Below are 13,573 nucleotides of genomic sequence, written 5' to 3'. Positions count from 1 at the left end.
GGTTACCGATCGCCACCATCGGATGCTGCCAAGAGAACCCGGATCTCCGCACCCCGTCAGGAAAAACTGAGGGGATAACCCGCGAATGACCGTCGCCGTTCTATGCCGGACATAACTCCGGGACTATGTGTATTCGAGCAGGAACGCGCGCAGGTCGGCTGCGATCCGATCGGGGTACTCACCGCTGATCGCGTGCGACGCGTCCGGATAGAACGCGACGGTCTTCGTGCGCAACGCCCGCTCCGCCGTACTGCGAGCTGCCGCGGGCCGGTGCATCACCGAGCGACCGGCGATGATCGCGAGTACTGGTGTGGGTAGGCCGGCCAGTTGTTCCTCGGTGATCCGGCGTGGTTGGGGCTGACGCATCGTGTAGTTCTTCATGCCCGACTCGATCATGTCCGCGACCGGCACGTGTTCCACCGGCTTGCCGCCCGCGGTGTAGGAGTTGAAGCTGTCCCGCCACGAACGGGGCAGCCATTTCACCGCGGCCGGGAGCGAACGAAGAATCGTGCCGAGCGGTATTCCGTCGTACACGTTGACGGCGTCCAAGGTGGTGACCGTCGCGATCCGCTCCGGATGCCGGACGGCGAGATTCATCGCGGTCCAGCCGCCGATCGACAGGCCGAGGAGGTTGAATCGCTGCTCCGGCAGGGCTTCGAGCGTCTGCTCCAGCCAGGCCGCCTTGTCCTCGTCGGAGCTGATCGGCTTGGTCTGGACGCTCATCCCCGGCTCGCCGAGCAGGTCGATCGCGTAGACATCCGTGATCGCCAGCAGGTGCTTCAGGAGGTCGGCCCACACCGGAGTCCCCGATGACGTGCCGGGAAGGAGGACGAGCGGATCGAGCTGTCCCTCGGCGCCGGCGAACCTGTACACGCGGACGTCGCCGTACTGCGTGCTCACGTCGCGAACGGCTGCCGGCGTGGGGAGATCCCGCATCGCAGCGTCGTACTTGGCGCGGTAATCGTCGCGGCCGGCCGTGCTGTTCCAGTTGCCGATCTGTGGCATGAGCTGTCTCCTAACCGAGTGGTAGGTAATCCAACCATACGATAAGTTGGAGCCATGCCCTCAGCCCGTGGCCGGAATCTCACCTTCACCGAGGAGGCGCGGCGGGCGCAGCTGATCGACGTCACGACCGAGCTGGTCGCCGACCTCGGGTACGCCGCGACGTCGCTCGGGCGGATCGCGGACAAGGCCGGGATCACCAAGGCCGGTGTGCTGTATCACTTTCCGTCGAAGCAGGCCCTGGTCGAGGCGGCCCACGCGGAGGTGCTCTCGGAGCTCGTGCAGGCGGTCGCGTCGGCCGTCGACGCCGCGGGTCCGGCCGCGGCGCCGGCGGCGTACATCCGGTCGATGATCGGGCATCTGCGCGAGCGGCCCCGGCATGTTCGGATGATCGTCGAGGCGATGACGTCCGTTGCGCCGCTGGCCGATCCGAAGGCGCGCTGGTCGTCGGTCGCCGACCTGCTGTCCGCGGCGCGTGCAGCGCGCGGGATCAGCGGAGAGGTCGATCTCCGGACCGCGGCGCTGGTGATCGGCGGCGGGATCGACGCGATCGTGTCCGAGTCGCTGAGCGATCCGGAGTACGACGCGACCGCCGCGGCCAAGCTGCTCGTCGGCGTCGTCGAGCGTGGGTTGTTATGACTCGCCGGGGATGCCGACGTTGAGGAGGCGGGCGCCCGGGCCGCGGGTGGCCAGGCGGTCCTCCTTGTTGTAGAGGTTGCAGCGCTGGAGGCTGAGACAACCGCAGCCGATACAGGAGTCCAGGTCGTCGCGGAGGCGTTCGAGCTCGGCGATCCGCTCGTCCAGACGGCTGCGCCACGTCTTCGAGAGCTTGCTCCAGTCGGCGCGTGTCGGCGTACGGTCCTCGGGCAGCGAGTCCAGCGCGTGCTTGATCTCCGCGAGTGCGAGGCCGACCCGCTGGGCTGCCTGGACGAATGCGATCCGTCGCAGCGTGCTCCGCTGGTACTGACGCTGGTTGCCGGCCGTGCGCCGGGACGCGATCAGGCCCTGGTCCTCGTAGAACCGCAAGGCCGACGCGGCCACCCCGGACCGATGTGCGATCTCCCCGATCGAGAGCCAGTGCTCCTTGCTCGGGCCGACGTCCCCCTTCAATACTGCCTCCTCCGCCATACCGCCACCCTAGGACGGCGTTCCAAGAACTCAACTGCCCTTGAAGTGTGGAGGGGCGGATCTCCAGCACTCGTCAACTGCCGGATCTGGCCGCCGCTGAGCGGGGCGCGCGGCCGGCGGTGAGGTTGGTGAGTGCTGGAGGTCCGCAAGACCAGTCGGGGCGGTGGTCTTGCAGTCGGGTGGGTGGTCAGGGCAACGGTCACGATCGGTTATACTTTTGTGGTGTCGGTGCGCGCGTCGCGTCACCAGAGATGTTCCCAGGCGCTCCGACCCGTCGGTTTCGGCATCCGCTGAGAGTCCGGCGACATGGGTGCAACGCGATAGCACCCGCAGGTCGATGCCCGTCTCCTGCTGAGCACGTTGTCCGGTCCCGTTTTCGTGACCGGACCTTCGTTGCGGCTGCGATCCGGCGCCATTCGTCCGTGAATCCGAGAGAGAGTTTGCGTGACCCAGCACCACCAGCACGACGAGTCCGCCGACGGGCGGGCCAAGAAGCCCCGGCACAAGAAGTACCAGAACCAGTCGTACGGCGAGCGCCTCGCCGCGAACGCCTCGTACGACGCACCGCGCGAGGACAAGCCGGTCAAGGGCTACCGCTCCGAGCAGCCCCGCCCGGACCGCGGCCAGCGCACCGACGACCGTAGCGACCGCACCGAGCGCCCCCGCTACGAGAACCGCAACCGCGACGACCGTCCGCAGTACAACCGCGACGACCGTCCGGCCCGCCGTGACGACCGCCCGCAGTACGACAACCGCGACGAGCGCCCGCGTTACAACCGGGACGACCGGCCGCAGTACAACAACCGCGACGAGCGTCCGGCGTTCCGTCGCGACGACCGTGCGCAAAGTGACCGGACCGAGCGTCCGCGTTTCAACCGCGACGACCGTGGGTCGTACCGGCGCGACGACCGCGACCGGGGCGACCGGACCGAGCGTCCGCGCTTCAACCGCGACGACAAGCCGTTCGTGCGGCGTCCGTCGCAGGAAGCCCGCCGCGAGGAGCAGCCCCGCCGCGAAGAGCCGGTCGTGGACCTCGGCACTGTTGCCGATGACAACCAGTTCGCCGCGCTCGGGATCGCGCCGCGGCTGGTGCAGCGGCTGGCCCGCGACGGCATCACCGCGCCGTTCCCGATCCAGACCGCGACCATCCCGGACGCGCTGGCCGGCCGGGACGTGCTCGGCCGCGGCCAGACCGGCTCCGGCAAGACCCTCGGCTTCGGTCTCCCGACGCTGATGCGGCTGGCCGGCGGACACACCGAGTCGCGCCGTCCGCGCGGGATGATCCTGGTCCCGACCCGTGAGCTCGCGATGCAGGTGCACGACGCCCTCGAGCCGCTCGCGCACGTGATGAACGTGTCACTCAAGCTGATCGCCGGCGGTCTTCCGTACCCGAAGCAGATCGACGCGCTCCGTCGTGGTGTCGACCTGCTGATCGCCACCCCGGGCCGCCTGATCGACCTGTGCGAGCAGGGTGCGGCCGACCTCGGCGCCGTCGAGGTCGCGGTGCTCGACGAGGCCGACCACATGTGCGACATGGGCTTCATGCCGGCTGTCACCACGCTGCTGGACATGACGCCGCCGGAAGGTCAGCGCCTGCTGTTCTCGGCGACGCTGGACAACGACGTCGACAAGATCGTGAAGACCTACCTGAAGGACCCGGTGCAGCACTCGACCGAGTCCGGCCAGGCGTCGGTGAGCACGATGGAGCACCACCTGTTGGTGATCGAGCCGGGTCACAAGCAGTCGCTGACCGCCGAGCTCGCCAGCCGGGACGGCCGGACCATCGTATTCGTCCGGACCAAACTGGGCGCCGACCGGATCGCGACCCAGCTGCGCGACCGTGGCGTGATGGCCGCGGCGCTGCACGGCGGCCTGACCCAGGGTGTCCGGAACCGGACGCTGGACCAGTTCAAGGACGGTTCGGTACCGGTGCTCGTGGCAACCGATGTCGCGGCCCGCGGCATCCACGTCGACGACGTCGGCCTGGTGGTTCAGGCTGACCCGCCGGCCGAGCACAAGGACTACCTGCACCGCGCCGGTCGTACGGCGCGGGCCGGGGGCAAGGGCGCCGTCGTCACGCTCGTCCTGCCGCACCAGCGGCGCGGGATGATGCGGATGGCCGAGACCGCCGGCGTCAAGGCCGAGCCGGTTCGCGCCCGTCCGGGTGACGAGCTGGTCACTGAGCTGACCGGCGGCACCAAGCCGTCGGGGTACCCGGTGAAGCTGCCGGCCCCGAAGCCGCAGCGGTTCGCCAAGGGCGGCAAGCGGTTCGGCGGCAGCAGCCGTCCGGGTCGCGGTCACGGCGGCAGCGGCGGTCCCCGCCGCAACGGCCCGCGCCGTACCGACGGAAAGTCCTACCAGCACTGAGTGCGGACGGCCCTGATCTCCCTGGAAAACAAGGGGGATCAGGGCCGACTCATGTCAGGACGGCCCACAGCCGCGCCAGGACGGTGGCGATCTCCTCGGCGTCCAGTGGGATCAGCTCGAGCATGAGTTCGCCCTCGGCCATGCGATCTGTCATCACGTAGATCGACGGCGTGCCGGCCTCGAGCTCGGTGGCGACACGCTTCGCGTCGGCCACCTTGAGCAGGACGCGCGAAACCTGCAGGCCGGTCGGGTCCTTGACCACCTCGGCGGTCACGTCCGGGATCCGGGACGCCGCGTCGACGAACGCGTCGACCTTTGCGAGCTCGTCCGCCTCCCACTTGACCCGGTCGAACGCCTGCCACTCCTCCAGCGCCGCGAGTACGCCGACGATCGCTTCCTTCGTCGGCTTCATCACCCGCCCGATGCCCTTCTCCTGGGCCCGAACCGCCTGCACGAGCGGCCAGGTCCCCGCGACCAGTCCGGCCGTCGGCGAGCCGAGGTACTTCTGCCCGCTCACCAGCACCAGATCCGCGCCCGTTGCCAGCAGGTCCGCGATCCGCGGGAACTGCGCGGCCGCGTCGACGATCGCCGGTACGCCGCGACGATGCGCGGCCCGGATCGCGGCGACGAGGTCGATCGGCTCGCCGCGGGTCAGCCGGGACGCGACCAGCATCAGGCACGCCACATCCGGTCCGTCGAGCTCGTCCTCGAGGTCGGCGATGGTGCAGCCGTTCTCGTCGCCGGCCAGGTCGACCTGCGCGCCGGCGAGCCGGATCCCCTGCAGGTTGGTGTGTCCGTAGTCGATCACCTGGCAGGCCGGCAGCACCACCCGGTTGTGCATATCCGTTGCGTCTGGCAACGCTGCGATACGCCGTGGGTCGCCGCCGGTCATCGTTGCCGCGACCGCGAGGGTGATGCCGGCCGCGGTGCAGTGCACGACCGCGCCGGCCTGGGCTCCGGTTACCTGTGCGATGGCCTCGCTGGCGCGGTCGCCGAGCTCGTCCATCACGAAGAATTCGGGCAGTGCCTGTGCGACAGCCTCCGCCACCCCGTCGGAACTCCGGGACACCCCGAGCGGGGTGAACGTCCCCTTGGCGTTGATCACCACACTCAAGCGATAACGCTCGAACAGGCTTCCGCTTCGCTCCAGCCTGCCCTGAGCGTTGTGCGCCCTGTCCCCTTGCATCAACTCGCTCCGCTCGTTGATGGAGAGATTGTCATGGTGAGCTGAGCGTAGTGGTCACGGACAGCAATTGGCGAGAGTGTGGACGTGAGTTCTTGACCCGAATGCTACTGGTGAGTCATTCTCACTTTTACCCGACCTGAGGAGGGAACCGTGCCCCGCCCCGCACTCCGAACCCGCCTTCGCATCACGATCGCCGCCGCTGCCGTCACCGCCGTGTTCGCCGCCCTTCCGGCGCCGACGCAGGCGAGCCCACAAGCCGTTGCCGCGAGCCCGACGGACTATTGCCTCGAGCAATGTCGTGACATCCTGCCGCCGGGTCAGAACGGCAACGCGACCTTCACGGATCTCCTTGCTTTCAAGGCGTTGGGGATCAGACCGGCCCATTTCAGCGACACGGTCAAGCCCTATCAGGACCTGGTCTGGAACTCCCAGGGCATCACCGACGACGGCCTCGCGCCGTACTACGACGACTCGTCGTTCGGGGTGAAACCGGACGACGTGGCAAGCACGATCCATCCGCGCAGCGACGTCACGATCGTGCGGGACAAGTCGCGCGGCATCCCGCACATCACCGGTACCACGCGGCTCGGCACGATGTTCGGCTCCGGGTACGCCGGGGCGCAGGACCGGCTGTTCGTGATGGACGTGTTCCGTCACCTCGGTCGCGGCCAGCTGACCCCGTTCGCGGGTGGCGCGGCGGCGAACCGCGAGTTCGAGCAGGAGTTCTGGCGCACCGCGCCGTACACCGAAGCCGATCTCCAACGGCAGTTCGACGACGCCGACGAGCTGTACGGCGCCGACGGCGTGAAGATGCAGCAGGACATCCAGGCCTGGGTGGACGGCGTCAACCACTACATCGACACGGTCGGCATCGCGTACCCCGGTGAGTACGTCGCGCTCGGTCTGCAGTGGCCGACTCCGCACTGGACGGTGACCGACGTCGTCGCCACCGCGGCCGTTGTCGCCGGCATCTTCGGCACCGGCGGCGGGGCGGAGGTCACGTCCGCGCTCGCATTGCTCGAAGCACAAGCGAAGTACGGCGTTGCCCAAGGCACCAAAGTCTGGGAGTCGTTCCGCTCCCAGAACGACCCCGAGGCCAGTACGACGGTGCACAACGGCACCTCCTTCCCGTACGGCACGACCGGTCCGAGCCCAGCAGGCCGCGCGATGCCCGACCGTGGATCGGTCACGGCCGAGCCCGAGGTGATCGACCAGACCGCGAACAAGACCGCGGCGGCCAAACCCGCGCCCAAGGGCTCGGACTCACTCAAGGGGATCTTCGACGACGGCCTGTTCCCGGAGAGCTTCGGCAAGAAGGCGATGTCGAATGCGCTGGTGGTCTCCGGCGCGCACACGCAGAGCGGCAACCCGATCGCGGTCTACGGCCCGCAGACCGGGTACTTCGCGCCGCAACTGCTGATGCGCCAGGAGCTCCAGGGCCCGGGTGTCAGTTCGCGCGGCATCGCCTTCGCCGGCCTCAACTTCTACACGCTCATCGGCCGCGGCCCCGACTACTCGTGGAGCGCCACGTCGGCGGGCCAGGACATCACCGACACCTTCGCCGTACCGCTGTGTGAGCCGAGCGGCGGGACCCCGACGAAGAACTCGCAGTACTACGAGTTCCGCGGGGAGTGTGTCCCGATCGAGCGGCTCGAGCGGCACAACGCGTGGTACTCCAGCCTCGGCTCGTCGGAGCCGGCCGGGTCGTACACGTTGGTTGCCCTGCGCACCAAGTACGGCATCGTCACCCATCGTGGGACGGTCGGCGGCAAACCGGTGCTGTTCACGAAGAACAGGTCGACGTACGGCAACGAGGCCGGGTCGGCGCTCGGCTTCATGCAGTTGAACGACCCGGACCGGATCCACTCGGCCGCGGACTTCCAGAAGGCCGCCGCGAACATCGGGTACACGTTCAACTGGTTCTACACCGACAAGGACTCGATCGCGTACTTCAACTCCGGCGACAACCCGGTGCGCGCGGCCGGCGCCGACCCGAACCTGCCGACCTGGAGCTCGTACGAGTGGCAGGGCTGGAACCCGGACACGAACCGCGCGACCTACACTCCGCCCGCCCAGCATCCGCAGGTCGTGAACCAGGACTACCTGACCAGCTGGAACAACAAGCAGGCACCGGGGTACTCCGCGTCGGACGGGCAATGGGGGTACAACGCGGTCTACCGCAGCCAGCCGCTCGACGACCGGATCAAGGCGGTCATCAACAGTGGACAGAAGTTCACCCGCGGCAAGCTGGTCGAGGCGATGGAGGACGCGGCCACGGTCGACCTGCGCGGCGACCAGGTTCTGCCCTATCTACTCCGCGTGCTGAAGAGCGCCCCGATCACTGATCCGGCCGTGGCCGACGCCGTCGCCGAGCTGACCGCCTGGCAACAGGCCGGCGCCCACCGCAAGACCCCGAACGCGTCGTCGAAGACCTACGACAACGCCGACGCCATCCGCGTCCTGGATGCCTGGTGGCCGCTGCTCGTTCCCGCCGAGTTCAAGGATCTCGGACCCGATCTCTACGGCGCACTGGTCGCGAACCTCAAGATCGACGAGCGACCGAGCGCCCAGGGCTCGTCGTTCCAGAGCGGCTGGTGGGGTTTCGTCCAGCGGGACATGCGCAAGGTCCTCGGCGACCCGGTGAAGGCATCGCAACCGGTGACCTACTGCGGCAGCGGATCGCTCGCCGCCTGTCGCACGACCTTGACGGAAACATTGCTCGCGGCAACCAAGGCGCCGGCCGCGACGACGTACCCGGCGACCGCGGACTGCGTGGCGGGCGACCAGTTCTGTGCGGACCAGATCGCGCATCAGCCGATGGGCGGCATCACGCAGGACCGGATCGCGTGGGTCAACCGGCCGACGTACCAGCAGGTGGTCGAGTTCCCGGCGCGGCGGGGTGACGACGTCGCCAACCTCGCGGTCGGGAAGACGGCGACGGCGAGCAGTTACGAGACCGGGTGGTACAACTCGCCGCCGGCGCAGGCGGTGGACGGGAAGCCGGACACCAGGTGGGCGAGTGACTGGTCGGATCCGCAGTGGCTGAAGGTTGACCTCGGCAACGAGCAGACGGTACGCCGGGTGGTGCTCGACTGGGAGACGGCGTACGGGAAGTCGTACAAGGTCGAGGTCTCCCGGGACGGGACGACGTGGCAACAGGTCTACGCGACGACGACCGGGAACGGCGGCGAGGACGTGGTGCGGTTCGCGGCCACGCCGGCGCGGTACGTGCGGGTCACCGGGACCCAGCGTGCGACGGCGTACGGGTATTCGCTGTATGAGCTCCAGGTGTTCAGATGGTGATGCCCCCAGGCCTGTCAGGATGAGGGCATGAACCAGAACTTTCCTCCGAACCAGCCGTTCCCGCCGCAGCAGGGCTACCAGCAGGGCCCGCCGCCCGGGTACCAGGGGCCGCCCCCGGGGTACCAGCAGGGACCGCCGCCGCAGGGGTACGGGCAGCAGCCCGGGTACGGCCAGGCGCCGGGCAACTACCAGCCGGCCCAGCAGAGCGCGCCGCATGTCGCGCCGCAGGGTTCGCCGTACCCGGTGCTGGTCTCGACGATGAACGACCTGCCCGGGTACACCGCGGACAAGGTGTTCGGCGAGGTGTTCGGGCTGACCGTACGGAGCCGTGACTTCGGGTCGAACTTCACCGCGAGCTTCCGGTCGCTGGGCGGTGGAGAGGTGCCGGAGTACACCCAGATGCTGGCCGAGTCGCGGCACGTCGCGGTGATGCGGATGTGCCAGATGGCGCAACAGATGGGCGCCAACGCGATCCTCGCGATGCGGTTCGACTGCAACGAGATCGCTCAGACCATGAGCGAGGTGGCGGCGTACGGCACGGCCGTGATCGTGCACAAGGTCGAGGCCCCGCGGCCGCAGGACACCACCCCTGATGAGGATGATGCGAATGACAGCTGAGCTTTCGTTTCCGCCCGGATTCAAGTGGGGGGTCTCGACGTCGGCGTACCAGATCGAGGGCGCCGTGGCCGAGGGCGGTCGCGGCGCTTCCACCTGGGACACGTTCTGCGCCGAGCCCGGCAAGATCCTGAACGGCGACACCGGCGCCCTCGCCTGCGATCACTACCACCGGTACGCCGAGGACGTCGCGCTGATGCGGGAGCTCGGGGTGGACACCTACCGGTTCTCGTTCGCCTGGCCGCGCATCCAGCCGTCGGGGAGCGGACCGGGGAACGCGGCCGGCCTGGACTTCTACGACCGGCTGATCGACACGCTGCTCGGCGCCGGGATCCAGCCGGCGCCGACGCTGTACCACTGGGACACCCCGCAGCCGCTCGAGGACGCCGGCGGTTGGCTGTCGCGCGACATCACCGACCGCTTCGCGGAGTACGCCGCTCTGGTCGGTGCCCGCTTCGCGGACCGGGTGCCGATGTGGATCACGATCAACGAGCCGATGGTGCTGACGCTGATGGGTTACTCGCTCGGCGCCCACGCTCCGGGCAAGGAGTTGCTGTTCGACGCGCTGCCGGTCGCGCATCATCAGCTGCTCGCGCACGGCCGCGCGGTGCAGGCGCTTCGAGCGGCCGGTGCTACGCAGATCGGCATCGCCAGCAACCACGCGCCGACCTGGCCTGCCAGTGACAGCGCGGAGGACAAGGAAGCGGCCGCGCTGTACGACAACCTGATCAACTGGCTGTTCGCCGACCCGATCCTGCTCGGCGAGTACCCGAACGGCATGGGCGACGCGATGCCCGGCCCGGTCGCCGACGACTTGGCGATCATCTCGACGCCGCTGGACTTCTTCGGCATCAACCACTACGCGCCGGCCTCGGTCGGCGTCGCGACCGGTCAGGCCGACACCGCGGCGACCGACGGGGTGTTGCTTCCGCCCGGCCTGCCGTTCGAGCCACGTCAGCTCACCGGCTACCCCACGACCGACTTCGGTTGGCCGGTGGTGCCGGACGCGTTCGGCGAGATCCTGCGGATCTTCAAGGAGCGGTACGGCGACCGGCTGCCACCGATCTACATCACCGAGAACGGCTGCGCGATCAACGACGAGCCGGTCGACGGGGTCGTGGACGATCAGCGGCGGATCTCGTACCTGGACGGATATCTGCGGTCGCTCAAGGCCGCGATCGACGACGGGATCGACGTCCGCGGGTATTTCCAGTGGTCGTTGCTCGACAACTTCGAGTGGGCGGCCGGGTATTCGCAGCGGTTCGGGCTGGTGCACGTCGACTTCGAGACGCAGGAGCGGACGCCGAAAGCGTCGTACCACTGGTTGCGGGACGTGATCTCTCAGAGCCGGCGATGATTCCCGAGCCGGGCGTGGTGCCGTCGGCGCTGGCGGAGCCGACCGTCCGGGTCCGCCCCGGCTGGACCGCGGCCGTCGTACTGGCGAACGTCGGGGTGTTCGCCGCCTGGCTCGGACCGATCCAGGTGCTGCTCGCGAAGCAGTCGGAATCGGTTGCTCCGGGCAACAAGGAGTTCGTGTTCGGGTTGGTGACCGGGGTCGGCGCGGCGGTCTCGGTGTTCGCGAACCCGGCCTTCGGCGCGATCTCCGACCGGACCACGTCACGCTTCGGCCGGCGGGTGCCGTGGGTGGTGGCCGGCGCGCTCGGCGGTGCGGTCGGACTGGGCATCCTGGCCGGTGCGCACCTGATCGCGTTGATGCTGCTCGGGTGGTGCTTGATGCAACTGTTCGGCAACGCGCTGCTCGCGGCGGCCACCGCCGTCGTCCCGGATCGCGTCCCGGTCCTCCAACGCGGCGGTGTCGGCGGCTGGGTGGCAATCTCCCAGGTCCTCGGCGCGCTGGTCGGCACCGCGCTGGCAGCCGCCTTCGACAACTACGCCCTCGGGTACGTCGCCTGCGCGGCGTTCCTGGTGTTGTCGGTCGTGCCGTACCTGTTGCGCAGCCACGACGTACAACTGGCCGAACGGCCGGCGTTCGTGCTGCGCGACTTCCTTCACGGCTTCTGGATCAGCCCGCGGCAGTACCCGGACTTCGGCTGGGCTTGGCTGACCCGGTTCCTGTTCAACGTGGGCAATGCGTTGGGGACGTTGTACCTCTTCTACTACCTGCAGGACGAGGTCGGAGTCGACGATCCGGACACCGGCGTACTGATCCTGACGGCGATCTACAGCGTGTGCGTGCTGGCGACCGCGATCAGCTCCGGCCGCTGGTCGGACCGCTCCGAGCGCCGCAAGGTCTTCGTCACCGCCTCCGGCTGGGTGATGGCGGTCGCCGGTGTCGTGCTGGCGGTCTGGCCGACCTGGCCGGGCGCGATCACCGGCGCGATCATCCTCGGCGCCGGCTTCGGCGTGTACCTGTCCGTCGACTTCGCCCTGCTCACCCAGGTCCTGCCGAGCGCGCGTGACCGCGGGAAGGACCTCGGCGTCATCAACATCGCCAACTCACTGCCACAGGTCCTGGCTCCCGCAATCGCCGCCCCGATCGTCAAACACCTCGGTGGCTACCCAGTCCTCTACCTCCTCGCCTCCGCAGTCACAGTCCTGGCCGGCGTACTTGTCCGCCAGATCCGCTCAGTCGATTGACCGCGGCAACAGTGCGCTGACCAGCGCGATGCCCACCCCGAGCCCGGCAGCGACGAGGAAGACCCGGTCGTACCCCGTCGAACTATTGCCGTTGGCAATGGTCGTGAGCACTGCCAGGCCGACGGATCCGCCGACCTGACTGGCGGTGTTGGCCAGGCCACCGACTATGCCCGCATCTCCTTCGGCTACGTCGGCGGTCACTGCGGCCATGAGGGTTGGAAAGGTCAGCCCGATGCCGATCGCGATGAGCAGCGTCGGCCCGAGCACGTCGGCGACGTACCCGCTGTCGGCGCCGGCCTGGGCGAGCCAGCCGAAGCCGATCAGGAAACAGGTGCTTCCGGCCAGGATCAGCGGGCGTACGCCGGTGCGCGGCAGCAGTGCGGCAGCCAGTCGTGCGACGATCACGAACGTCACCGCCGCGGGAGTCTGCCCGAGCCCGGACCGCAGGGCGCTGTAGCCGAGGATGTCCTGCAGGTACAGCGAGGTGAAGTACCACATGGCGATGGCGATCGCTCCGAACAACAGGAGCATGCCGTTGCCGACGGCTACTTTCCGGATGCTGAACAGGCGCAGCGGCATCATCGGGCGGGTGGCGACCCGTGCCTCGACCCCGATGAAGATCGCGAGCAGGAGCAGACCCACCGCGCCCGGCCCGACGACCCGCAAGGAGGTCCAGCCATGATCGGCGCTCTGCATGACGCCGTAGATCAGGGCCGCCAGCCCCGCGGTGCCGGTGACCGCACCGACGAGGTCGAGCGACTCCCGTCGGCTCGCTCGGGCGCCTGCCAGTGACATCACGGCTGCGCCGATCAGCACCGCGCCGATCGGCACGTTGATCAAGAACACCCAGCGCCAGGAGAGACCGGTTGTGATGGCTCCGCCTGCTACCGCGCCGGCCATCCCGCCCACGCCGCCCGCGGCGGACCAGGCGCCGAACGCCCGGGCCCGCTCGCGCTCGGCAGTGAAGTGGGTGTTGATCACGGCCAGCGTCGCCGGGGCCAGCATCGCGGCCCCAACTCCCTGTACGACCCGGGCAGCCACCAGGACCCCCGGAGTCGAGGCGAGGCCGGCCAGCAGGCTCGACGCCGAGAACAGGAAGAGACCGGCGACCAGCACCCGGCGTTGGCCGAAGAGGTCGGCGGCGCGGCCACCGAGCAGCATGAAGCCGGCGAAGGTCAGCAGGTAGCCGTTCACCACCCAGGCGAGACCGCTGACGGTGAAGCCCAGATCCCGCTGGACCGACGGTAGGGCGACGTTCACGATCGACGCGTCGAGGATCACCATGAACTGGCTGACGCAGGCGAGTGCCAGCACTGCCCAGGTGGATCGCTTGAGTGTCGACGACGAGATTGCAGACATGTCGAAGTACCTTTC

The 13,573-nt window shown here is 68.7% G+C and carries 10 protein-coding genes; 6 read left to right on the top strand and 4 right to left on the bottom strand.

Annotation, left to right across the window (positions count from 1 at the left end):
• Positions 1 to 123 precede the first annotated feature (123 nt).
• Positions 124 to 1,005 carry an alpha/beta fold hydrolase gene (locus tag ACIA58_RS32060; protein ID WP_396407550.1) on the bottom strand — a complete coding sequence of 294 codons (882 nt, stop codon included), beginning with the start codon at positions 1,003 to 1,005 and terminating at the stop codon, positions 124 to 126.
• 54 nt (positions 1,006 to 1,059) lie between these two features.
• Here ACIA58_RS32060 and ACIA58_RS32055 point away from each other — a divergent pair, with 54 nt between their 5' ends.
• On the top strand, positions 1,060 to 1,641 hold the full coding sequence (locus tag ACIA58_RS32055) for a TetR/AcrR family transcriptional regulator (protein ID WP_396407549.1): 582 nt from the start codon (positions 1,060 to 1,062) through the stop codon (positions 1,639 to 1,641).
• Here ACIA58_RS32055 and soxR read toward each other — a convergent pair.
• Positions 1,636 to 2,130 carry a redox-sensitive transcriptional activator SoxR gene (gene soxR, locus ACIA58_RS32050; RefSeq protein ID WP_396407548.1) on the bottom strand — a complete coding sequence of 165 codons (495 nt, stop codon included), beginning with the start codon at positions 2,128 to 2,130 and terminating at the stop codon, positions 1,636 to 1,638. The genes ACIA58_RS32055 and soxR overlap by 6 nt on opposite strands.
• A 444-nt stretch (positions 2,131 to 2,574) precedes the next feature.
• Here soxR and ACIA58_RS32045 point away from each other — a divergent pair, with 444 nt between their 5' ends.
• The gene (locus tag ACIA58_RS32045; protein ID WP_396407547.1) at positions 2,575 to 4,497 is read left to right on the top strand and encodes a DEAD/DEAH box helicase; all 1,923 of its coding nucleotides are present in this window, start codon (positions 2,575 to 2,577) and stop codon (positions 4,495 to 4,497) included.
• Positions 4,498 to 4,546: 49 nt separating this feature from the next.
• On the opposite strand, the gene ACIA58_RS32040 is transcribed toward ACIA58_RS32045, so the two are convergent.
• Complete coding sequence (locus ACIA58_RS32040) at positions 4,547 to 5,605, bottom strand: aminotransferase class V-fold PLP-dependent enzyme (RefSeq protein ID WP_396407838.1); 1,059 nt, start codon at positions 5,603 to 5,605, stop codon at positions 4,547 to 4,549.
• A 228-nt stretch (positions 5,606 to 5,833) separates the two neighbouring features.
• Here ACIA58_RS32040 and ACIA58_RS32035 point away from each other — a divergent pair, with 228 nt between their 5' ends.
• Genes ACIA58_RS32035 through ACIA58_RS32020 form a run of 4 tightly spaced genes read left to right on the top strand, consistent with a single transcriptional unit; the run spans position 5,834 to position 12,199 of the window.
• Entirely contained in the window at positions 5,834 to 8,986 is a 3,153-nt protein-coding gene (locus ACIA58_RS32035) for a penicillin acylase family protein (protein WP_396407546.1), read from the top strand.
• A gap of 27 nt (positions 8,987 to 9,013) precedes the next feature.
• Positions 9,014 to 9,604, top strand: coding sequence for a YbjQ family protein (locus tag ACIA58_RS32030; protein ID WP_396407545.1), 591 nt, complete (start codon positions 9,014 to 9,016; stop codon positions 9,602 to 9,604).
• Positions 9,594 to 10,958, top strand: a complete 1,365-nt coding sequence (locus ACIA58_RS32025) for a GH1 family beta-glucosidase (protein WP_396407544.1) — start codon at positions 9,594 to 9,596, stop codon at positions 10,956 to 10,958. Before ACIA58_RS32030 ends, ACIA58_RS32025 begins: the two co-directional genes overlap by 11 nt.
• The gene (locus ACIA58_RS32020; protein ID WP_396407543.1) at positions 10,955 to 12,199 is read left to right on the top strand and encodes an MFS transporter; all 1,245 of its coding nucleotides are present in this window, start codon (positions 10,955 to 10,957) and stop codon (positions 12,197 to 12,199) included. Before ACIA58_RS32025 ends, ACIA58_RS32020 begins: the two co-directional genes overlap by 4 nt.
• On the opposite strand, the gene ACIA58_RS32015 is transcribed toward ACIA58_RS32020, so the two are convergent.
• Positions 12,188 to 13,558, bottom strand: a complete 1,371-nt coding sequence (locus ACIA58_RS32015) for an MFS transporter (protein ID WP_396407542.1) — start codon at positions 13,556 to 13,558, stop codon at positions 12,188 to 12,190. The two genes, ACIA58_RS32020 and ACIA58_RS32015, sit on opposite strands and share 12 nt — an antisense overlap.
• Positions 13,559 to 13,573: the final 15 nt, after the last annotated feature.

Origin of the sequence: Kribbella sp. NPDC051586 (assembly GCF_044453965.1) — a bacterium.
In the GTDB taxonomy this organism is placed as follows: Bacteria; Actinomycetota; Actinomycetes; order Propionibacteriales; family Kribbellaceae; genus Kribbella.
The sequence above is the reverse complement of the archived record's forward strand: the minus strand, read 5'-3'. Positions and strand labels throughout refer to the sequence as shown.